This is a genomic window from Alishewanella maricola (genome assembly GCF_016343785.1).
In the GTDB taxonomy this organism is placed as follows: Bacteria; Pseudomonadota; Gammaproteobacteria; order Enterobacterales; family Alteromonadaceae; genus Alishewanella; species Alishewanella maricola.
Genome location: NZ_JAEINI020000001.1, coordinates 565,478 through 586,338, shown reverse-complemented (window position 1 = coordinate 586,338; position 20,861 = coordinate 565,478). Strand labels below are relative to the sequence as shown.

The 20,861-nt window shown below is 46.9% G+C and carries 21 protein-coding genes; 6 read left to right on the top strand and 15 right to left on the bottom strand.

Features of this window, described 5'->3' with window-relative positions:
• Window positions 1-48: 48 nt before the first annotated feature.
• Window positions 49-999: a flagellar motor protein MotB gene (locus JAO78_RS02880; protein ID WP_226749837.1), complete on the bottom strand. Its 951-nt coding sequence runs from the start codon at window positions 997-999 to the stop codon at window positions 49-51.
• The gene (pomA, locus tag JAO78_RS02875; protein WP_226749836.1) at window positions 996-1,766 is read right to left on the bottom strand and encodes a flagellar motor protein PomA; all 771 of its coding nucleotides are present in this window, start codon (window positions 1,764-1,766) and stop codon (window positions 996-998) included. Before pomA ends, JAO78_RS02880 begins: the two co-directional genes overlap by 4 nt.
• A 211-nt stretch (window positions 1,767-1,977) precedes the next feature.
• On the opposite strand from pomA, the gene xseB reads away from it, so the two are divergent.
• The 3 genes from xseB to dxs are packed head-to-tail and all read left to right on the top strand — an operon-like array spanning window position 1,978 to window position 4,993.
• The gene (gene xseB / locus JAO78_RS02870) at window positions 1,978-2,220 is read left to right on the top strand and encodes an exodeoxyribonuclease VII small subunit (RefSeq protein WP_226749835.1); all 243 of its coding nucleotides are present in this window, start codon (window positions 1,978-1,980) and stop codon (window positions 2,218-2,220) included.
• A 2-nt stretch (window positions 2,221-2,222) separates the two neighbouring features.
• Window positions 2,223-3,110: a (2E,6E)-farnesyl diphosphate synthase gene (gene ispA / locus JAO78_RS02865; RefSeq protein WP_226749834.1), complete on the top strand. Its 888-nt coding sequence runs from the start codon at window positions 2,223-2,225 to the stop codon at window positions 3,108-3,110.
• A gap of 14 nt (window positions 3,111-3,124) precedes the next feature.
• Window positions 3,125-4,993 carry a 1-deoxy-D-xylulose-5-phosphate synthase gene (gene dxs / locus JAO78_RS02860; protein WP_226749833.1) on the top strand — a complete coding sequence of 623 codons (1,869 nt, stop codon included), beginning with the start codon at window positions 3,125-3,127 and terminating at the stop codon, window positions 4,991-4,993.
• A gap of 55 nt (window positions 4,994-5,048) precedes the next feature.
• Here dxs and JAO78_RS02855 read toward each other — a convergent pair whose 3' ends face one another.
• The 10 genes from JAO78_RS02855 to glyA all read right to left on the bottom strand — a co-directional run bounded on the left by JAO78_RS02855 (window position 5,049) and on the right by glyA (window position 15,303).
• Window positions 5,049-8,072: a two-component regulator propeller domain-containing protein gene (locus JAO78_RS02855; RefSeq protein ID WP_226749832.1), complete on the bottom strand. Its 3,024-nt coding sequence runs from the start codon at window positions 8,070-8,072 to the stop codon at window positions 5,049-5,051.
• 43 nt (window positions 8,073-8,115) lie between these two features.
• Window positions 8,116-8,607 (bottom strand): phosphatidylglycerophosphatase A family protein, encoded by a 492-nt coding sequence (locus tag JAO78_RS02850; protein ID WP_226749831.1) that lies wholly within the window; start codon window positions 8,605-8,607, stop codon window positions 8,116-8,118.
• On the bottom strand, window positions 8,604-9,566 hold the full coding sequence (gene thiL, locus JAO78_RS02845; RefSeq protein ID WP_226749962.1) for a thiamine-phosphate kinase: 963 nt from the start codon (window positions 9,564-9,566) through the stop codon (window positions 8,604-8,606). The genes JAO78_RS02850 and thiL overlap by 4 nt, the downstream gene beginning before the upstream one ends.
• Window positions 9,567-9,601: 35 nt before the next feature.
• Window positions 9,602-10,015 carry a transcription antitermination factor NusB gene (gene nusB, locus JAO78_RS02840; protein WP_226749830.1) on the bottom strand — a complete coding sequence of 138 codons (414 nt, stop codon included), beginning with the start codon at window positions 10,013-10,015 and terminating at the stop codon, window positions 9,602-9,604.
• A gap of 12 nt (window positions 10,016-10,027) precedes the next feature.
• Window positions 10,028-10,492, bottom strand: a complete 465-nt coding sequence (gene ribH, locus JAO78_RS02835; protein ID WP_226749829.1) for a 6,7-dimethyl-8-ribityllumazine synthase — start codon at window positions 10,490-10,492, stop codon at window positions 10,028-10,030.
• A gap of 77 nt (window positions 10,493-10,569) precedes the next feature.
• Window positions 10,570-11,679: a bifunctional 3,4-dihydroxy-2-butanone-4-phosphate synthase/GTP cyclohydrolase II gene (gene ribBA / locus JAO78_RS02830; RefSeq protein ID WP_226749828.1), complete on the bottom strand. Its 1,110-nt coding sequence runs from the start codon at window positions 11,677-11,679 to the stop codon at window positions 10,570-10,572.
• A 12-nt stretch (window positions 11,680-11,691) separates the two neighbouring features.
• On the bottom strand, window positions 11,692-12,342 hold the full coding sequence (locus tag JAO78_RS02825; RefSeq protein ID WP_226749827.1) for a riboflavin synthase: 651 nt from the start codon (window positions 12,340-12,342) through the stop codon (window positions 11,692-11,694).
• A 1-nt stretch (window position 12,343) separates the two neighbouring features.
• Complete coding sequence (gene ribD, locus JAO78_RS02820; RefSeq protein ID WP_226749826.1) at window positions 12,344-13,501, bottom strand: bifunctional diaminohydroxyphosphoribosylaminopyrimidine deaminase/5-amino-6-(5-phosphoribosylamino)uracil reductase RibD; 1,158 nt, start codon at window positions 13,499-13,501, stop codon at window positions 12,344-12,346.
• Window positions 13,502-13,503: 2 nt separating this feature from the next.
• Window positions 13,504-13,956, bottom strand: coding sequence for a transcriptional regulator NrdR (nrdR, locus tag JAO78_RS02815; protein WP_226749825.1), 453 nt, complete (start codon window positions 13,954-13,956; stop codon window positions 13,504-13,506).
• A 93-nt stretch (window positions 13,957-14,049) separates the two neighbouring features.
• A complete protein-coding gene (glyA, locus tag JAO78_RS02810; protein WP_226749824.1) occupies window positions 14,050-15,303 on the bottom strand; it encodes a serine hydroxymethyltransferase in 1,254 nt (417 codons plus the stop codon).
• A gap of 236 nt (window positions 15,304-15,539) precedes the next feature.
• Here glyA and dinB point away from each other — a divergent pair, with 236 nt between their 5' ends.
• Window positions 15,540-16,631: a DNA polymerase IV gene (dinB, locus tag JAO78_RS02805; RefSeq protein ID WP_226749823.1), complete on the top strand. Its 1,092-nt coding sequence runs from the start codon at window positions 15,540-15,542 to the stop codon at window positions 16,629-16,631.
• Between the two features lie 73 nt (window positions 16,632-16,704).
• Here dinB and JAO78_RS02800 read toward each other — a convergent pair whose 3' ends face one another.
• Window positions 16,705-16,917, bottom strand: a complete 213-nt coding sequence (locus tag JAO78_RS02800; RefSeq protein ID WP_226749822.1) for a cold-shock protein — start codon at window positions 16,915-16,917, stop codon at window positions 16,705-16,707.
• A 221-nt stretch (window positions 16,918-17,138) separates the two neighbouring features.
• A complete protein-coding gene (locus tag JAO78_RS02795) occupies window positions 17,139-18,470 on the bottom strand; it encodes a DEAD/DEAH box helicase (RefSeq protein ID WP_226749821.1) in 1,332 nt (443 codons plus the stop codon).
• 114 nt (window positions 18,471-18,584) lie between these two features.
• On the opposite strand from JAO78_RS02795, the gene JAO78_RS02790 reads away from it, so the two are divergent.
• Both JAO78_RS02790 and JAO78_RS02785 read left to right on the top strand, forming a co-directional pair.
• Entirely contained in the window at window positions 18,585-19,121 is a 537-nt protein-coding gene (locus tag JAO78_RS02790; protein ID WP_226749820.1) for a DUF2058 domain-containing protein, read from the top strand.
• Between the two features lie 54 nt (window positions 19,122-19,175).
• The gene (locus tag JAO78_RS02785; protein WP_226749819.1) at window positions 19,176-20,033 is read left to right on the top strand and encodes a TraB/GumN family protein; all 858 of its coding nucleotides are present in this window, start codon (window positions 19,176-19,178) and stop codon (window positions 20,031-20,033) included.
• A gap of 59 nt (window positions 20,034-20,092) precedes the next feature.
• On the opposite strand, the gene JAO78_RS02780 is transcribed toward JAO78_RS02785, so the two are convergent.
• Window positions 20,093-20,857 carry a class I SAM-dependent methyltransferase gene (locus JAO78_RS02780; RefSeq protein WP_226749818.1) on the bottom strand — a complete coding sequence of 255 codons (765 nt, stop codon included), beginning with the start codon at window positions 20,855-20,857 and terminating at the stop codon, window positions 20,093-20,095.
• Window positions 20,858-20,861: the final 4 nt, after the last annotated feature.

The following is a 20,861-nucleotide window of genomic DNA, read 5'->3' as shown; positions in this document are numbered from 1 at the left end:
ACTAAGCGTAACAAAAACGCCTAATCAAGCGATTAGGCGTTTGCTGACTTAAGGATTCGATGCCGGTTCAAAACTGATCGGTTCAGACACCTTAGGCTTGCCCTGCATGATCGAGATTTCGACACGCCGGTTACGCCGACGATTTAGCTCACTATTATTTGGCATCAAGGGGCGAGTATCAGCATGCCCTACCACGACAATGCGGTTTCGATCAAAACCCGGCGCAGCAATTAAAGCGGTAGCCACTGAAACGGCTCGCTTAGCCGATAAATCCCAATTGTTGGCATGTAACTCATCACCCACCTGAAAATCATCAGTGTGCCCACTGACGGTAATTTCACCGGGAATATCATTGAGCATCACCCCAATTTGCCGCACTATCGGGATAAAACGCGGCTGTAAAAAAGAAGAGCCCGACGGAAAAGAGCCATTTTCGCGGATACGAATAATGATTTGCTGCCCCAATGATTCTAACTCGACTGCGCCGTCAACGATTTGTTGCTCCAGCTCTTCAGCTAACTTCTTCACCGTTTCATTAACTTGCTCTTGGGCGGCTTCTGCGGCAGCGGCGGCTGTAGCATCGGCAGCTTCTTGCTCCTCAGCATTTAATGCCGATTGCCCACCGGTTTGATCATCGCGTTGGTCTTGGCGCCCGCCGGCAGAGTCTTCTTCACCCGCTTGAAATTCAATGACTTGCTGGGTCATTTCCATGGTTTGCTGCTGGATCGTTTCAATTGGCGTGGGATCAGGCCGCCCAGGGCGAAACTCCATGGCAATAACACTGGTTCCCTTGGGGATATCATCCACTTCAATTTTATTTTGCACACCAAAAGCAAACTTCATAGAGCCGGCAATTTGTTTAAACTTCAACACGTCCATTTCAGAAAAGGCTAATAACAACACGAAGAAGCACATCAAAAGCGCCATTAAATCAGCAAAGGTTCCCATGTAAGCGGGTAACCCAGGCGGTGGGCATTTGCATTCTTCTTCGTCACTCATGCTGCCTCTCCTGCCACTTCGCGTTTATTTTGCGCTAAATAGTTACGTAAAATCCCTTCAATAACCTTTGGATTCTGCCCATCTTGAATGCCTAATACCGCATCTAAGATCAACATATTGTTCAGTTTTTCTTGCTGGTTGCGGATCGCTAATTTGTCGGCCAACGGAATAGCCATAACGTTGGCAACAAAGGCACCATACAAAGTTGTTAACAATGCCACCGCCATCGCCGGGCCGATGGCTTTAGGATCATCCATGTTAGATAACATCGCCACCAAACCAATCAAGGTACCGATCATTCCCATAGCCGGTGCTACGTCACCCAAACTACGAAAAATAGCAATAGCTGTTTCATGGCGCTTTTCGGTTAACGAAATATCCTTCTGCATGGTTGCTCGAACAACATCAGCGTCATGGCCATCCACCAACATATTAATGCCTTTTTGCATAAAGCTATTAGGAATCTCAGCCTCTTCTAGGGCTAAAAAACCACCTTGACGTGCGGCACCACCTAATTGCACGGCCTTTTCAATTAATTCTTCTGGTGATTCAATTTTAAACATAAAGGCTTTGGCAGCCGCTTTACCTGCACCTAAAAATTGAGCCAAGGTAAATTTAGCTAGTACAACAAATACCGAGCCACCAAATACAATGAGCACCGAGACCAAATCACCAAACATGCCGACGTCACCGCTACTACTGATAAACATCGCCATTACAATAAAGCCAATTGCGCCAATCAATCCGATTAGGGTCGCTAAATCCACATCCTACTCCTTCCAAAACAGTGCCGGGGCTGGCTTTTGAATCTTAATTTTAGTTATTTTATATCAGCTGCAAACTAGTTATCGACCTTAACTCTGAATCATTAAGCAATAAATCAGCAAAGAATACCAATTTAGTCGTTACTATACGCAATTTCATTGACCATAATAGCCTGCTACGATAAGGTTGCGCACAGTTTTTTTGGGGAATAATATGAGTAAAAAATCTGCAGACCCAGGTCAGTTTGAACAATCCATCCAAGAACTCGAACACATCGTCCAACAGTTGGAACAGGGTGAGCTGTCTTTAGAGCAAGCCTTAAGTCAATTTGAGCGTGGGATCAGTTTGGTCAAACACAGTCAGCAGCAACTGCACGCGGCGGAACAAAAAGTCCAGATTTTGTTACAACAACAACCTGAACCTTTGCAGCCGTTTGAGCCGCAAACAGGAGACTAACCTTGGCCCCAACCAGTCTTTCGCTATTTCAGCAGCGGGTGGAACAACAACTGCAACAGGCGCTTGCAACAACAGTTCCGACGAACTTCTTGTTGCATGATGCCATGGCTTACAGTTTGTTGCTGGGTGGCAAACGGGTTCGACCTTTTCTGGTATACAGCCTAGGTCAAATGTTAGGTGCTAAACTGTCTGATCTCGATGCCCCAGCAGTGGCAATTGAAGCGATCCACAGTTATTCATTAATTCATGACGACTTGCCGGCCATGGATAATGACGATTTACGCCGCGGCAAACCCACTTGCCATAAAGCTTATAGTGAAGCCACGGCGATTTTAGCCGGAGATGCACTGCAAGCTTTTGCTTTTGAGCTATTGAGCAGTCATGATTACCAACAGGTTTGCCCACGTCGGCAGGTATTAATGGTGAAAACGCTAGCACAAGCAGCAGGCGCCACCGGCATGTGTGCCGGCCAAGCGATAGACTTGGCGCAAACCAATCAAAAAATCACCTTAGAGAAATTAGAGTTAATGCATCGTTTAAAAACGGGTGCATTAATTGAAAGCACAGTTAAACTAGCCTATTACGCCAGCCCGGTAGAAGATGAACAAATCCTGCTGGATTTGTTAAAGTTTGCTAGTGCGCTAGGTTTGGCCTTTCAAGTGCAGGACGATATTCTGGACATTGAAAGCGACACGGCCACTTTAGGAAAAACACAGGGTTCTGATCTTAAAGCCAACAAAGCTACGTATCCGGCCTTATTGGGGCTGGCCGGCGCCAAAGATAAAGCGGCACAACTTTATCAAGAAGCCCTTGCCGCCCTCGAACGGCTACCCTACGATACGGCTGAGCTTGCACGCTTTGCCCACTATATTATTGCCAGAAAGTTTTAACATAGGCATTTGTTATGCAAATTGATATGACGGAATATCCACTGTTAACTAAGGCTAATTTGCCCGATGAACTTCGGCAATTACCTCAGGAAACCTTACCCCAACTGAGCCATGAACTGCGGCAGTTTTTATTAAAAACCGTTAGCCAAAGTAGTGGTCATTTTGCCTCAGGTTTAGGTGCCGTCGAACTGACTGTTGCCCTGCACTATGTTTACAACACGCCTTTTGATCGGGTGATCTGGGATGTAGGTCATCAGGCATACCCACACAAGATCCTCACGGGTCGTCGTCATCAAATGCATACTATCCGCCAAAAAGAAGGCCTACACCCTTTTCCATATCGGGAAGAAAGTGTCTATGACGTGTTATCGGTAGGTCACTCCAGTACTTCCATCAGCGCAGCCTTAGGCATGGCTGTGGCAGCACAACAAGCTAAGAATCAACGCAAAGTTGTAGCGGTTATCGGCGATGGCGCCATTACAGCTGGTATGGCATTTGAAGCCTTAAACCACGCAGGTGAAATTAAACCGGACATGCTAGTGATCTTAAATGACAATGAAATGTCTATTTCAGAGAACGTTGGCGCGTTAAACCAATACTTTGCCCGCATTTTATCGGGCAGTTTTTATACTAGCTTGCGTGAGGGCGGCAAAAAAATCCTCAGCAACATGCCACCATTACATCAGTTAGCCAGCCGCGCTGAAGAACACTTTAAAGGCATGGTAACACCCGGTACCTTCTTTGAAGAGCTTGGCTTTAATTATATCGGCCCAATTGATGGTCACGATGTATTGGGCTTGGTCGATACCATTCGCAATATGCGCCAGCTTAAAGGCCCTCAGCTACTGCATATCGTCACGAAAAAAGGTAAGGGCTATGCCCCTGCCGAAGCCGATCCGATTGGTTATCATGCGGTCGCAAAATTTGATCCCGCGGCTAAAACGCAACCGGCTAAAAAAGCCAGTGCACCAACCTTTTCCAATGTATTTGGCCAGTGGATCTGCGATATGGCAGAGCAAGATGAGCGGCTCCAAGGTATTACCCCTGCCATGCGAGAAGGTTCTGACTTAGTGGCGTTTTCAAAACGCTTTCCTAAGCGCTATTTTGATGTCGCCATCGCCGAGCAACATGCGGTGACGCTGGCCGCAGGCATGGCTATTGAGGGCTTAAAACCAGTAGTGGCTATTTACTCGAGCTTTTTACAACGCGGTTACGATCAACTGATCCACGATGTGGCGCTGCAACAATTAGATGTGTTGTTCGCCATTGACCGCGCGGGCATTGTAGGAGCTGACGGCCCAACTCACCAAGGTGCTTTTGATATCAGCTTTTTACGCTGCATTCCCAATATCACCATTATGGTGCCATCCAATGAAAATGAATGCCGGCAAATGCTTTATACCGGCTATCAACATAACGGGGTGGCCGCCGTTCGCTATCCACGAGGTAGCGGTAACAATCAAGCGGCCGCAACAACGATGGAGTTATTACCACTGGGTAAAGCAAAAGTGGTACAGCGCGGTAAAAAATTGGCTATCTTGGCCTTTGGTCCACTGCTTGGCGCCTGTGAGCAAGCGGCCACAGCGCTTGGCGCCACCTTAGTTGATATGCGCTTTGTTAAGCCATTAGATACTGCACTGTTACAGCAATTAGCTGTGGATCACAGCTACGTGATGACTGTTGAAGATAACGCCATTATGGGCGGTGCCGGCTCTGCGGTAAATGAGTACTTGGTGCAGCTACATTATCAAGGCCAGATCCTCAACTTAGGCTTACCAGATGAGTTTATTAAACACGGTACGCAACAAGAGATTTATCAAGAATTAGGCTTAGACAGTGCCGGTATTTTGGCACAAGCGCAGCGTTTATTAAAAGAAGAGTAGTCAGCGCTACACAAACGACACCCAAAACGTGGGTGTCGTCTTTGCAAAAGCGGTGCTAAAGCCGATGCTGCTCTAACCAAATCAACCCTTCAGCTAACAAGCGATTAATCTGCAACGGTAAATCAACACTCTCTTCAAATTCAAACGCATCCAATTGACTGGCAAAAGCCAAACTGCCCACCACCGCGCTTAAACCTTGAGCTTTTAACTGCAGTAATGCCTGCTCGGCTAATTGCATTGAGCTTTCCCAATTCAACAACTGGCCACCGAGTAAAGGTAATGGATAAAGTGCATAACCGCCAGACGCGGTTAGATTAACCACTTCACCATCGGGCAGCGTAAAATGACTGGCCGCAATCTGTTCTAGCAACCGGCAACTATAAGATGCCACCAACTCTTGCGCGATATCACGAAACACCACAACAAAACGTGCATCGACAAAACGCACCACATAATCTGAGCCGCGTGTTTCTCGACTTAATAACGAGCTTAATTGTTGTAACAAACTATCCGCAGTGCTAACGCCATACTTTAAAAGAATTTGCTGATAATGATCAGGTTCAAGCAACAACAAAGCAATGGTTTTACCCTGCTCGGTTAACGCTTGACGATTGCGCTGAAAATGCTCGATATCTTTAGGCAGCTGCTCAAACATAAAGCGTTTATTACGTAAGCCGGTGGTAGTGTCACGATGCGTTAATTGACTGAGTTGCTCGTTCAATTCATTCAGCTTTTGATTGGTGTTTTCTAATTCTTGGGTTCGTTGACGCACCAAACTGGTTAATTGTTCCTGTTTATGTAAGTTATTTTGCCGATAAAGCCAAAATAAGCCATAAAACAAACACAATAACAAACAGAGCCAAAGCAAGCGATACACCAAGGTTTCATCAAAGCGGCGCGGGATCACCAATTGAATTTGCGTTTCTTGGGCATCCAACCAATGTTGATAGTTATACCTTACCTGTAATTTAAAGGTAAAGTTGCCAGGTGGCAGGTTGGTATAGACCGCTTCGCGCCGATCGACCACTTCATGCCACTGCTGATCAAAGCCCATTAACTGATAACGAAAAATCACACTATCAGGCCGAGTATATTCAAGTGCTGAATAACTGATGGTTAGATTGCGCTCTTGCCGTTCCAGAACTTGCCGCAGTTGTTGACCCGACAGCGGATAACTCTGCTGAGCACTGATTTTCTTTAAAATGGGTCTTAATGTCTTGGGGGTAGTACTATCTAATTCTTCAGGTACCGCAACCAAACCGCGTAATGTTGGATACCATAGCTGTTGCTGCCAGAACGCTACTTTAGACTGGCCTGCACCGTTACAACAACGGCTGGTTAACGAGCCCATCTGCCTATCGTAGGGCGATAGCACTTCTTCTAAACGAAACCCCTCATTGGCGGCTTGCGGCAAACTGTCGACACGTAACCGAAAGATCCCTTTATGCGTACTCAACCAGAGCCAACCCGACTGCTGGTGAAAATAAAAACTTAAGGCAGGGCCATGTAATAAGCCATTACCACTGTGCAAATGTAACCACGCGTTATTGGGCCTTTGAATATACACACCATCATCTAAAGTACTCACCAGCACAGTGCCATCGGGTAACACTAATGACGCTAAAATATAAGCGTTATAAAGGGCACTGCCGATGCCTAAACGAGTTAATTGTGCATTTTGCCAACGGTACAAACCACGACTGGTGCCAAACAATACTTGGCCTTTATGCTGACTTAAAGTGGTGATCTGTTTAGATTCTAATTCGGCGTTAAAGGGAAGTAAGGTTAAAACATTATCTTGTGCATGATATAAACCATTAAGACTACCGATCCATATGCCGCCCTGTTCCGCCGGTTTTACCACCCTAACGGCTTGGCCTTGTAACTGGGGAAATAACACGCTGAGCTGGGCCGTTTTCACATCATATTGGTATAAACCGCGCTCCAGCCCCAGCCATAGCTGCTCAGGGCCAGGCCAATAGAGATCGTGTACCGTTTGCCCTTGTAATTGTTCGGCAGCGATCAAGGGCTGAAAACGTTCAGCCATGTCTAAATAGCCTACTTCGCTTTGACTGGCTAATAACAGCTTACCTTGAGGTGTAAGTGAGACACTGCGAATAATAGGATCGCTTCCGGGAACTAATCGACGAATTTGACTGCGATTGACCATAAAAATGCCATCGCTAAAACTGGTTAGCCAAATATTATGCTCTTTATCTTGAAATACCCGGCTAAACCAAGGTGAACTGCCAAGTTCGGCAACCGTAACCGTTTGCCAAGCTTGTCCGGGATATTGAAAAAATAGTTTACGATAAGAAGAAAGCCATTGCGCGCCAGTATTATCTTGTAACAAGCGGTATACCGGTGCCATGGTATTGTCAGGTAGTGACTGCGCGGTAATTTCACCGTCGCTTTGTAACCGAAATAAACCGTTTTCACTGGCGATATGTAAACCGTTATCGGTCCATGCTAAGTCGTACACGGGGTTTTGTGCTAATACAAGTGGCAAGGCGAATTGCTGCCAGCTGCCGTCGGCCGCGCGCTGATGCAAATAATCGCTGGCCATCACCCAGATTTGCTCATTGGTTTGGGCTAATTGGCTGACCACCGCTTTAACTTGCTCGACGCGGCGTACCTTATTTTGCTGCACACTAAATAATTGATCGGCGGCGACCCAAATCTCGCCTGGCGCCACTTCAAGCAGCGAAGTCACTTCACTGTAAATCGGTAAGCGTTGTAATTCTAGAGTGGCAGGATCCAGCACCGACAAACCCGCTTTGGTACCGATCCATATTTTACCGTCACTGTCGGTCAGCAAACGCGTAATCGCATTACTGGCTAATTTCGGATGGGTTTCATTACTAAATACTTCAAAATGTTGGCCATCAAAGCGGTTTAAACCATACAGAGTACCGAGCCAGATATAGCCAAGTTTATCTTGCGTGATCGCTCGAACAGAATTGCTTGATAAGCCTTCGGCACTGGTCCAGTGCTTCAGATCATAGTCATAGACGGAAGGTGGGGCCGCCAAAGCGCTCTGACACATCAAAACAAAGATGATGAACAGAAAACGAGACATGCAGCCCTCCATGGTGATAGTGATTACGGTGTGGTCACAGCCCTTAGTTTAACCATGACAGATACACCAATAGATGCAAGATGGCTAAAGCAGGTAACGCGGCCAGTAAATCATCCAGCATAATACCGAAACCACCGTGTACCCTGCGATCAAACCAGCTGATAGGCCAAGGTTTTAAAATATCGAACAACCGAAACAAAATAAAGCCCAGCAACAGGCTTTGCCAGCTGATGGGCACCAAGAGCATGGTTAGGGCAAAACCGATAATTTCATCCCAAACTATGGCGCCATGGTCATGCTCGCCTACATCAGCAGCGGCTTTGCCACACACATAAATGCCCAGCAAGCTACCGAATAGAATAAACAGCAGTAGCCAAGCTTGACCGGCCAAACTTAGTAACCAAACCAACGGCAATGCCGCCAAAGTACCAAAGGTACCTGGTGCTTTTGGGGCTAAACCACTGCCAAAGCCCAACGCTAAAAAATGCTGCCATTTACCCAGCTGAAATTGGGCTTTGCTATGTGCTGTTGTCATAGAAAATGCTGAAACCCCTGATGTTGATACGCATAAGGCTGTTCACCGGTTTTTAATTCCAGTTTACCCACCGCCCCTGTGATCCGGCCAATACAGGTGATTGGCACGCCATAAGGCGACAGTAGCACATCAAGTGAGCCGCGGCGATTCTCTGGTACGGTAAAGAGTAACTCGTAATCTTCTCCACCCGATAACGCCAGATGCATTGCCTCTTCCGCGGTACAGCTGTCTTTTAACGCTTGTGACATAGGTAAACGCTGAATATCAACATAAGCGCCTACGCCTGAGCGACGTAAGATATGCGGTAAATCACCGGCTAAACCATCAGAGATATCCATCGCGCTACTGGCGGTATTACGCAGCGCCTGACCTAAAGCAACCCGAGGAGAGGGATAATGAAAACGCTGTAACACATGGCCTTGATGCTTTTTACTGATCTCGCATTGTCCTTGCACCCACTTCAGGCCCAAGGCCGCATCGCCCAGAGTACCCGTGACATAAATATAATCACCCACTTTTGCACCGGCACGGGTAATGGCTTTACCACGCGGTACTTGGCCTTTAGCCATCATACTGAAACTGAGTGGGCCACGTGTGGTGTCCCCCCCTATCAATTGGCAATTATAGTATTCGGCGGTTTCATGCAAACCGGCAGCAAATTGGGCTAACCAGCTTTCATCTGCCGACGGTAACGTCATCGCCAACGATAACCATGTTGGCTCTGCCCCCATCGCGGCCAGATCGCTCACATTGACAGCCACTAATTTATGGCCAAGTGCACGCGGATCAACATCAGGAAAAAAGTGAGTCCCCGCGACCATGGTATCTGTTGTAACAACGATGTCGTAACCATCACGCACCTGTAACACAGCACCATCGTCACCGACACCAATACTGACATCAGTGCGCTTCACGCCGATATTCGAGAAATATCGCGCGATTAAATCAAATTCACCCATAGCGTATAAAAAGCCGACTGACGTCGGCTTCTCCATTAATTTGGACGCAATACCTTGACCGCTTTGTCCAGGATACTGTTCACAAACTTATGACTATCATCAGCCGCAAAGGCTTTGGCTAATTCAATAGCTTCATTGATGATCACTTTATAGGGGACATCTAAACGGTACTTCAGTTCATAGGCTGAAACACGTAATACCGCTTTTTCGACCAAGTCGATATCTTCGAACGGGCGCTCGAGATACGGCTTAATCGCTTCGTCTAATTTGGAATGGTGTAATACCACACCGCGTAAAATGTCTTGGAAATACGCAACATCAATATGTTTAACATTATTTTCCAATAACAATTGCTGCTCAATATCAGCTATCGGGTTGTGGCTAACTTGCCAGCTGTAAATACCTTGTACAGCGAGTGAGCGAGATTGACGACGGACGTTAGGTTTCATCTGTGCTTCCTGTTACAGCTGTGCAAGCACATTGATCATTTCGAGTGCCGACATGGCTGCTTCGCCGCCCTTGTTACCGGCTTTAGTACCCGCACGCTCAATCGCCTGCTCAATACTGTCTACGGTTAGAACGCCAAAAGCCACCGGCAGGTCATACTGCATACCCACTTGGGCAATACCTTTGACACACTCGCCAGAGACATACTCAAAGTGTGGTGTGCCACCACGGATCACCGCACCAATTGCCACAATCGCATCATATTTCTTGGTTGCAGCAACACGTTGTACCGCTAATGGCAACTCAAAAGCGCCAGGAATACGTACAACAGTAATGTCTTGTTCAGCGATATTACCCACGCGACGCAAGGTGTCGATGGCGCCACTGAGTAAACTCTCAACAATAAAACCGTTAAAGCGTGCGACTACTATCGCAATTTTCTTACCATTTGCTGCATAGCCTGCTTCAATTACCTGCATGACCTGTCCTTACTATTTAACTGCCGTCAAAATTTAGCCGTGTATAATAGCATAATTTCTGACGCTCGGGCATAGCCTTATTCAGAAACGTAATCCACTACATCCAGACCAAAGCCGGATAACGCATGGTACTTAATCGGCTTGCTTAATAAGCGCATTTTCTTCACGCCTAAACTGGCTAAAATTTGTGAACCCACCCCCACATTTCGTGAGGTGCCTTTCCAAGGTGCCACTGGCGGTTTCTCACCTTTATCTTCTGCTTCAAAATGTTGCACCATCTGCACTAGCTCTGAGGTACTTTCGTGCTTACCTAACAACACCAAGACGCCACCTTCATCAGCAATGCGCTGCATGGCGGTATGCAGTGGAAAACTACGATGAGTCCCGCGCGTCGTCAGCAATAAATCATTAAAGGTGTTATGTAAATGCACCCGCACTAAGGTTGGCTCATCAGCGACAATCTCGCCTTTAACTAAAGCAAAGTGCAACTGATTATCAATAGTGTCTTTAAAGGTCACTAATTCAAAGTCGCCCATCTCGGTTGGCAACTGACAAGTCGCCACTTTTTCAATGGTGGTTTCATTGAGGTTTCGGTACTCAATTAAATCAGCGATGGTGCCGATTTTAATATCATGCTCTTTCGCAAACACTTCAAGATCCGGACGGCGCGCCATAGTGCCATCATCATTAAGGATCTCGACAATCACAGCTGCAGGTTCCAGCCCGGCTAACCGCGCTAAATCACAACCGGCTTCAGTATGGCCGGCACGAACTAATACACCGCCATCTTGCGCCATTAAAGGAAAGATATGCCCTGGCTGAATAATATCTGTTGGGCGAGCATCACGCGCCACCGCCGCTTTCACTGTTTTAGCGCGATCGGCCGCTGAAATACCAGTGGTCACGCCTTCTGCAGCTTCAATGGATACCGTGAAGTTGGTAGCAAACGGTGATTTATTGGCATCGACCATTAAGGGTAAGTTGAGTTGCTGGCAGCGTTTTTTCGATAAGGTTAAACAAATTAAGCCACGACCAAACTTTGCCATAAAATTGATGGCTGCAGGCGTGACATACTCGGCGGCCATCACCAAATCGCCTTCATTCTCGCGATCTTCATCATCCATCAAAATAACCATTTTACCTTGGCGGATATCTTCAATAATTTCTGCAGGTGTATTCAGTTGCATAGCTAACCTTCTTTATAAAAACCCGCGTTGCGCTAACAACGCCAGATCAACACCTGTTGTAGGGGCAGGTGTTTTAGTATGGAGTAAGCGTTCTAAATAACGCGCGATCAGATCCACCTCTATATGGACCAAGCTGCCTTTTTGCAACTGCAGCAATGTCGTTTGCGCAGCCGTATGCGGCACTATCGTTAAACGAAAGGCTGTGGCACTTAATTCATTTACGGTTAGGCTGACGCCATCAATGGTTACCGAACCTTTATGTGCTAAATAAGGGGCTAACGCCGCAGGCATAGCAAACCACAGTTGCCAGGCGCGCGCGGTTTTTTCAATACGCAGCAGCTCGGTTACGCCATCAACGTGACCACTGACCAGATGACCACCTAATCGACTGGTGGCTAATAAGGCTTTTTCTAAATTCACTCTCTGTCCCACCTGATACTGACTAAAGCGGGTTAAGGCGAGTGTTTCAGCGGATACATCAGCGACAAAACCTTGGGCTAGCAATTGGGTAACGGTAAGACAGACCCCATTGCTGGCAATACTGTCCCCTAACTGCACATCGCTAAAATCTAACTGCTCACTGTGGATCTGCACTTCTAAATCGCCGCCTTTAACGGTTAAGCGGCTAATGTGACCTGTGGCAGCAATAATACCGGTAAACATATCAGCTCTCTTTTGTTGGGTTGGCAACAGTTGCTGTAGTAGGCTTCGCCCGAATTCGAATATCGTTGCCGAGTTGGTGTACATCCAGCAGCGTTAAATGCGGTACTTCGGTTAATTGTTGGAAATCGCCCAATTTCGCTAAAGGTTGAGCGCAGTCACCCAACAGGAGTGGCGCTTGATACAAGATGACTTCATCGACTAGCCCATGTTGCAATAACGCCCCAGCAAGCGTGCTTCCCGCTTCAGTCCACACGCTATTAATATGCTGCTGATGTAACGCTTTAAGCAAGGCCGATAAATCGAATTGATCTGACGCTAACACGGCTAAAGGCAATTGAGTCACCCTAACTTTAGAGGTGCTAAGTTGCTTTGCGGCTTGTGCTGCGTCATAGCAAAGTAACACCGCGCCACCTTGACTAAATAAGGCTTCAGTACCGGTTAAGCGCTGTTGCCGATCCAAGATCACGCGCAGTGGCTGGCGTAAGCCGCCATCGGCTAAAGTAGTAATGGTATTGCTCGCGGTTTGTCGCACCGTTAAACGGGCATTGTCGGCTAAAACGGTGCTAGCAGTAGAAAGAATCGCGCTGCTCTGAGCTCGAAACTGCTGCACATCATCACGGGCAACATCCCCGGTTAACCATTGACTTACGCCATTCGCCAGTGCTGTGCGCCCATCTAAACTGGCGGCCATTTTGAGCCAGACATAAGGTCGTTGACGTTCCATCCGACTGAGAAAACCCGGATTAAGCGCCCGAGCGGCGTTCGTAAGCAAACCATGCTGCACGCTGATCCCTGCGCTTTCGAGGATAGCGACGCCTTTGCCTGCCACCAGTGGATTCGGATCTAACATGGCAATCACCACCCGACTGACCCCAGCTTTGACTAACGCTTCGGCGCAAGGCGGGGTGCGTCCATAATGCGCACAAGGCTCTAACGTGACATAACAAGTCGCGCCTGCTGCCGCAGAGCCGGCTTGTTGTAAAGCATACACTTCGGCATGGCCCTGCCCCGCTTGTCGATGATAGCCTTGCCCTATAACCTGAGCGTTTTTCACCAACACCGCACCCACATTAGGATTAGGATCGGTGGTGAAACGCCCAGCCGCAGCTAAGCTTAACGCCAGCGTCATATACTGATGATCGGCTTCTGAAAAGGACACCGTTACTTCTCTCCCAATCGGGCAATTTCCTCGCCAAACTCACGAATATCTTTGAATGAGCGATACACGGAAGCAAAGCGCACATAAGCCACTTTATCGACTTTAACTAACTCATCCATAATTAAATTACCCAGCAAATGACTACCGACTTCACGTTCGCCCGTTGCACGTAATTGCGATTTAATTTTATGGATCAGCTGTTCGATTTCTTCGGTAGATACCGGGCGTTTTTCTAACGAACGCAATAAGCCATTGCGTAATTTATCTTCGTTAAAAGGCTCACGCGAACCATCACGCTTAATAATGCGCGGCATCACCAGTTCGGCAGCTTCAAAGGTCGTAAAACGTTCATGGCAAGCCAAACATTCACGACGCCGGCGCACTTGATGACCGTCGGCGACTAAACGAGAATCAATGACTTTGGTGTCATCCGCGTTACAAAAGGGACAAAACATGCTGAGCTCTCTATATCACCCTATCGGGACTTTTTGAGATGGCCGGATAAAATAATGGCCGCAATTGCGGCCATCATAACATGTTATTTTAGTTTACGCATAAACTGGGAAACGGCTACATACCTCAGAAACACGGGCTCTGACGGATGCAATAACCGCTTCATCACCACGGCTGTCTAAGACTTCACAAATCAATGTTGCCACTAAACGTGCTTCAGCTTCTTTAAAGCCACGACGGGTAATAGCCGGAGTACCAATTCGTAAGCCACTGGTCACAAAAGGTGAACGTGGGTCGTTAGGCACTGAGTTTTTATTAACGGTAATGTGCGCTAAACCTAACCATGCATCCGCTTCTTTACCGGTAATATCTTTGTCGATGAGATCCATCAAGAACAAGTGGTTTTCCGTACCGCCTGATACCACTTTATAACCGCGAGAGATCATCTCAGCACACATGGCTTTGGCATTTAGTAACACTTGTTGCTGATACACTTTAAATTCAGGCTGTAAGGCTTCTTTAAAGGCTACCGCTTTTGCCGCAATAACGTGCATTAAAGGGCCGCCTTGGCCGCCAGGGAACACCGCTGAGTTTAACTTTTTCTCAATGGCTTCGTTTTTACGCGCCAAAATTAAACCACCACGTGGACCGGCTAAGGTTTTATGCGTTGTCGTTGTCACGACATCAGCAATAGGTACGGGGTTTGGATATAAACCCGCCGCCACTAAACCGGCTACGTGCGCCATATCAACCAGTAAGTATGCACCGACTTTATCCGCGATATCACGGAAACGCTGCCAATCAACAATACCAGAATAAGCAGAGAAACCAGCAATAATCAGCTTAGGTTTGTGTTCTAGCGCTAAGGCTTCGGCTTGATCATAATCAATTACGCCGGTTTCGGGATGCAGGCCATATTGCACAGCATGATAAAGTTTACCGGATGAGCTGACACTCGCACCGTGCGTTAAGTGACCGCCATGCGCTAAGCTCATACCTAAAATGGTATCGCCAGCGTTTAATAACGCTAAAAATACTGCTGAGTTAGCTTGTGAGCCAGAGTGTGGCTGTACGTTAGCGTAGTCAGCACCAAACAATTCTTTAGCACGAGCAATGGCTAAATCTTCGGCTAAATCAACATATTCACAACCACCGTAGTAACGCTTATGCGGATAACCTTCGGCATATTTATTCGTTAACTGTGAACCTTGCGCCTGCAATACCCGAGGGCTGGCATAGTTTTCTGAAGCGATAAGCTCGATATGGGCTTCTTGACGTTCAGTTTCTTGTACCATGGATTGCCATAATTCCGGATCGAAATCTGCAATATTCATTTCACGCTTTAACATGCTTTCTCCTGCGCGCGGCTACCACGCTGATCGATTGACAACAGTCTAAAAATTGTTGGTTATTCTACTCTTATTTTTTAATTCTTGCACTGAAAAAACAGACATCCAGACAGCTAAATGAAATGAAGTCTAAAAAAATCTTACTGGCTGTGCAGAAATACTGCCACTTGCTTTACAACGTGTTACAAGGGGCGTAAATTACTGGTTATTCATACAGCGCTATTTGCAGCAGGATTATGTCGCATCGAAAAATTATCCATTTAGACATGGATTGCTTCTTTGCCGCGGTTGAAATGCGCGACAATCCTGCCCTGCGGCATATTCCGTTAGCTATTGGCGGTAGTCGATCTGAACGCGGCGTGATTGCCACCTGCAATTATCCGGCTCGGGCTTTTGGTGTGCGCTCCGCCATGCCGACACATGAAGCCTTAAAGCGTTGCCCGCATCTAACCTTAATGCGCGGGAGCATGGATAAATACAAAGCCGTTAGCCAACAGATCCAAAGCATATTTCGCCGTTATACCGAGCACGTCGAACCACTTTCTTTAGATGAAGCCTATTTAGATGTCACCGATTGTAAGCAATTTAAAGCTAGCGCCACGCTGATTGCTGCGGATATTCGCCGCACGGTGTTAGCAGAAACCGGTTTAACCGTTTCTGCTGGGGTAGCGCCCAATAAATTTCTCGCCAAAATCGCCAGTGATGAACAAAAACCCGATGGTTTATTTGTGATCCCGCCTGAGGCTATCAACGATTTTGTTCTGCAACTCGCCCTGCGCAAAATCCCCGGCGTTGGGGTAAAAACCGCAGAGAAACTTGCCAAGCTCGGATTTCATTTTTGCCGTGATATTTGTCAGCCAGGTGAAGAGATCAGTACAGAGCGACTTGCCTTGTTATCTCGGCATTTTGGCAGCTTCGCCGCTACGTTAATTAAACGCAGCCAAGGTATTGATGAACGCCCGGTCCGGCAAGATCGTGAACGTAAATCGATCGGTGTAGAACAGACATTGCCGAACGACATCGCGGACTTAGAGCAAGCCGAACAAGAAATGCTACAGTTATTACCCACCTTAGAGCAGCGTTTAGCACAAAGCGGTAAAGCGGCATTACTACAAAAAATTGGTGTGAAATTAAAATTCAGTGATTTTCGGCAAACGACAGTAGAAACCCAATGTCATCGTTTAGATCCGCGCTTATTGGCACAACTATTAGCGCAGGCTTGGCAACGCAGGCAAGAGCACAGCGTGCGTTTGATTGGCATACAGCTTGGCTTTAAATCGGCTTGTCATGAACAATTACCCCTACCGTTAGAAGGCACCACTTTTTAAAGGCGTAACTTAGGCAAGGTATTCGGCAATAAAAAAGCCGGCGCTAAGGCCGGCTCTTTAAAATCTTTACTAATTAACCGATAACAGTTACGTTTTCAGCTTGTGGGCCTTTTTGGCCTTCAGTAACGATAAAGGTCACTTGTTGGCCTTCAACTAACGTTTTACGGCCTGTACCGTTGATAGCGCGGAAGTGAACAAACACATCTTTACCGCCTTCACGCTCGATAAAACCAAAACCTTTATCTTCATTGAACCACTTAACTGTACCAGAAATTAACTGTGACATAACACTCTCTTACTTTAACAAATTTTGCCGAAATTCCGGCGACTTAAATAATACCGGCCACGTCATCGAGCTGATACTTACTTCGACCGCATTATCAGGGATGCTGATTAAGTGGTCAATATAAATACCGAGACGAACAGAAAATAGTTTTCTGTTGGGCCGTTCCGGCAAGGACTGCTAAGCCTTACTTACTCAGTGTAGCAGTAATGTGGAAAAAACCATCAATCTTGTGGTGTTTTTTTACGTCGAACCGGCGCCAAGCCGTCATCGCCACCTTGGAAGAACACTTTCGCCGGGGCTTTTTTCACCGTTTTCGCGCTGGGCTTGCCCGAGTGTTTAGCTTTCGTGGTGCTTTTAGCTGACTTCGCCGCCGCTTTACCGGCTTTTTCTACTGGCTCGGTTGGGCCTTTGAAGCGCGCCACTAAACCTTCCACCTCGCTAAATTCTGCAGGCCGGCGTAAAAAACCTTCAATTTTTTGCAGTGATGCCCAATCTTTTGGCCCGACTAAGGAAATAGCCTGCCCCTTCGCACCGGCACGACCCGTCCGACCGATCCGATGCACATATTCTTCGGGGTGTTTTGGCAAGTCAAAATTGATAACATGAGTCACTTGCAGTAAATCTAGGCCACGCGAGGCTAAGTCAGTGGTCACTAACACTTGATATTTACCGGCTGCGAATTGCTGCATCACCGCATTACGTTGGCCTTGGTTTAAACGGGCACTTAAGCCCATGGCGCTAAAACCGTTATCAACACACACGGTCGCTAGGCGCTCGGCATCGTCACGAGTGGCGGTAAAGATAATGAGCTGTTTCACCGGCTCGTGTTTGAGCACATGTGCTAATAAGGCTTCTTTGTGCGTGAGGTTATCGGCAAAAATAAATTGCTGCTGAATATCGCTGTGTTGCTCATGCCCACTGCCTAAGGCAACCCGAAACGGGTTTTTTAATAAGGCAACCGTTAGCTCATCAACTTCAGTGTGATCTAAGGTTGCTGAAAACAATAAGGTTTGACGTAATCGATGCTCGGCGGCTTTGTTAATGGCATTTAATTGCGGCATAAAGCCCAAGTCTAACATGCGATCTGCTTCATCTAAGATCAGCATTTCTAAGCCTTGCAGAAACACTGACTTATGCTCTAGATGATCTAAAAAACGCCCAGGCGTCGCCACTATGACGGTCGGTTGGCGTTTTAATAGCTTCTCTTGATCATTAAAATTCTCGCCGCCCACAATTAATGCTGCGGTAACAGGCGTATTTGACACAAACAAGCGTAATTGTGCATACACCTGTTTTGCCAATTCGCGGGTGGGTGCCAAAATTAACGCACGGGCATCTTGCTTAGACAAAGGGCGGCTTTTCAACAGCCGCTGCATCATCGGTAACAAATAAGCCAGGGTCTTACCCGAACCGGTTTTGGACGAGACCATCAGATCACGGCCCACCAATACTGCAGGGATAGCTTCTTGCTGAATTTCTGTAGGCGTGGCAAAGCCTAAATGTTGTACCGAGCGCAATAATCGCGGGTCCAGCCCTAAGTCCTGAAAAACCAAAATATACCTCTCTTTACGATAGGCACCTATGATACCTCAACTGACAGATTTGAGTTAGTGCCCTGTGTCGAGCTAGTATAAGCAATATTCCCATAATTCGTTAAGAGTAACCTCATGAGTAATGCCTTTAAAGAGCAACTGCTTAAAGCCGGTTTAGCCGATCCGAAAAAACTAAAAGCGGCAAAAAAGCAACAACACCAGCAACGTGTGCAATCAGGTAAAAACCAAAAAGTGGTTGCCGAGGCCACCTTACTAGCCGAGCAACGCCGCCAAGAGCAGGTGGCACGCGATCAAGAATTAAACCGCCAAAAAGAACAGTTGTTGCAGAAAAAAGCCATTGCGGCGCAAGTTTCACAATTAATAACTAGCAATACCATTAAGCCCAGTGGTGAAGTGGCCTTTAACTTTACCGACGGCAAAGTAGTTAAGCGGCTATACGTTAATAACAAGTTGCATAATGAATTAACTCGTGGTTTACTTGCGATCGTTAAGCAGGGTGAAAACTATGTGTTAGTGCCCGCAGCGATTGCTGCTAAAATTGCACAGCGCCAACCAGAAAGCGTTATCGTGCAACAGGATCGCCCTGTCGAACAGGCCGATGAAGAAGATCCGTATGCCGCTTACCAAATTCCTGATGATTTGATGTGGTAACACTACAAGGCGGGCTTCTTCTCTTAATATTTTTATTAAATGAAGGAGCTTGCTATGCGGCAACTACTTAGTATTGGATTATTGCTGTTTTTCGGTGTCAGCCAAGCGGTCTTTGCCACTTCTGTTTGGCAAGTGAGTAAAGATCAAACCCAGTTTTACTTAGTTGGCACAGTGCATCTACTTAGTGAAAACGACTTCCCTCTCCCTAACGCTTTTGATACCGCCTTTAATGCCAGCCAGCATTTGATTTTTGAAACCGACATGCAACAACTTACCAGCCCAGCAGGGATGAATAAGATGATGTCTCAAAACACTTATCGCCCTGGACAAAACTTAAAAGATGTTTTGTCGAATGACGTTTATCAGCAGCTGCAAGCGATGGCAAAAGAGCGGCAATGGCCACTCACTGCCATAGAACAATTTAAACCGGCTTTTGCCGCAATGATGATTTCAGTACAAGAACTGCAACGCCTCGGTGCCGCTTCTACCGGCGTAGATATGCACTATTTACAATTAGGCTTACAACAGCAAAAGCGCATAAGTGGGTTAGAAACGGTCGATGAACATCTGGCGGTGCTGACAGCATTAAATGAAATTGACGCCAACAAAGTGATCAGTTCAACCTTACAAGATTTAGAAAAAATCGAAAGCATGTTGGCACAAATGAAGGCCGCTTGGCGCAGTGGTCATGCTGAGCAATTGGCTGATCTATACATTGATGACATGAAAAAAACCCCTGAGATCTATCAAATCACCTTGGCAAAACGCAACTATGCTTGGCTGGATACGCTAACACAACTGGAAGGTAAGGATACGATGGTATTAGTGGGAGCACTGCATATGGTCGGTGAAGATGGCCTATTAAAATTACTGGCCGATCGCGGCTATCGTATTGAACAGTTGCACGATTAAAGCGTTAACGCAACAACGATGCCCAACTGCCTTGGCGGATCTGTTGGGCTTTTTTAGCTTTATTTTATTGATTTGCGCTGGGCGCCATGCCTCGCACTGATGCCCTGTGCGGTAGAAAAGCCAGTTTGTACCTGCCATTTTGGCCGGATCGGCGTTAAGGGTAATTCTCTTTTCCGCGCCACCAAGAGATAACTCGACGCAAAATAGCGTAAATGACGTTCACTGAAACGTTGCCAACGCCCAGCTTTATAATCTGGACTTAACATTGAACTGCAAAAAAACCGCTGCTCACCGACCACTTCAAAACCAATTAAGTGCAACCAATCTTTAATCCTCGCCGCACTAAAAAAATGTCCTTGCCACGGAAATTCATTTTTTAGCCAAGGCGCAAAGCGGGTTAACCCAAGCACACTATGTGGATTAAAGCCGCTAAGCAATAAATAACCATCGCCAATTAACACCCGGTGCGCTTCGCGGATCACGTGATGCGGATCGGATTGAAATTCTAAACAATGACTTAATAGCACCGCATCAACGCTCGCTGCCGCTATTGGCAGCGCGTCGGGCTCGGCAATCATTTTTGCGCCGGTGGGGAGTTCTGCTTGCCCTTCGGCAGAGCCTAGCGTTAATTGTTGGCGTAAGCGGGCACTGGGTAAACTTAATTGGCTACTTAAATCACCAATCTTCAATAAGTAATAACCGAAGATTTTTTGCAACCACGGCTCTAACTCCTGCTCTAGCGCACTGGCTAAGGCATGACCTTGCCGAAAACAGTGCCAGCCGGAAGGGACTGCAGGATGATTGTCACGAAGTGCCGGTTTCATGTTA

Bases quoted from the DNA above. Each gene is read 5' to 3' on its own strand.
- JAO78_RS02880 (WP_226749837.1), bottom strand. From the start codon at position 999: ATGAGTGACGAAGAAGAATGCAAATGCCCACCGCCTGGGTTACCCGCT.
- xseB (WP_226749835.1), top strand. From the start codon at position 1,978: ATGAGTAAAAAATCTGCAGACCCAGGTCAGTTTGAACAATCCATCCAA.
- dxs (WP_226749833.1), top strand. From the start codon at position 3,125: ATGCAAATTGATATGACGGAATATCCACTGTTAACTAAGGCTAATTTG.
- JAO78_RS02855 (WP_226749832.1), bottom strand. From the start codon at position 8,072: ATGTCTCGTTTTCTGTTCATCATCTTTGTTTTGATGTGTCAGAGCGCT.
- JAO78_RS02850 (WP_226749831.1), bottom strand. From the start codon at position 8,607: ATGACAACAGCACATAGCAAAGCCCAATTTCAGCTGGGTAAATGGCAG.
- thiL (WP_226749962.1), bottom strand. From the start codon at position 9,566: ATGGGTGAATTTGATTTAATCGCGCGATATTTCTCGAATATCGGCGTG.
- nusB (WP_226749830.1), bottom strand. From the start codon at position 10,015: ATGAAACCTAACGTCCGTCGTCAATCTCGCTCACTCGCTGTACAAGGT.
- ribH (WP_226749829.1), bottom strand. From the start codon at position 10,492: ATGCAGGTAATTGAAGCAGGCTATGCAGCAAATGGTAAGAAAATTGCG.
- ribBA (WP_226749828.1), bottom strand. From the start codon at position 11,679: ATGCAACTGAATACACCTGCAGAAATTATTGAAGATATCCGCCAAGGT.
- JAO78_RS02825 (WP_226749827.1), bottom strand. From the start codon at position 12,342: ATGTTTACCGGTATTATTGCTGCCACAGGTCACATTAGCCGCTTAACC.
- nrdR (WP_226749825.1), bottom strand. From the start codon at position 13,956: ATGTTTTGTCCCTTTTGTAACGCGGATGACACCAAAGTCATTGATTCT.
- glyA (WP_226749824.1), bottom strand. From the start codon at position 15,303: ATGTTAAAGCGTGAAATGAATATTGCAGATTTCGATCCGGAATTATGG.
- dinB (WP_226749823.1), top strand. From the start codon at position 15,540: ATGTCGCATCGAAAAATTATCCATTTAGACATGGATTGCTTCTTTGCC.
- JAO78_RS02800 (WP_226749822.1), bottom strand. From the start codon at position 16,917: ATGTCACAGTTAATTTCTGGTACAGTTAAGTGGTTCAATGAAGATAAA.
- JAO78_RS02790 (WP_226749820.1), top strand. From the start codon at position 18,585: ATGAGTAATGCCTTTAAAGAGCAACTGCTTAAAGCCGGTTTAGCCGAT.
- JAO78_RS02785 (WP_226749819.1), top strand. From the start codon at position 19,176: ATGCGGCAACTACTTAGTATTGGATTATTGCTGTTTTTCGGTGTCAGC.
- JAO78_RS02780 (WP_226749818.1), bottom strand. From the start codon at position 20,857: ATGAAACCGGCACTTCGTGACAATCATCCTGCAGTCCCTTCCGGCTGG.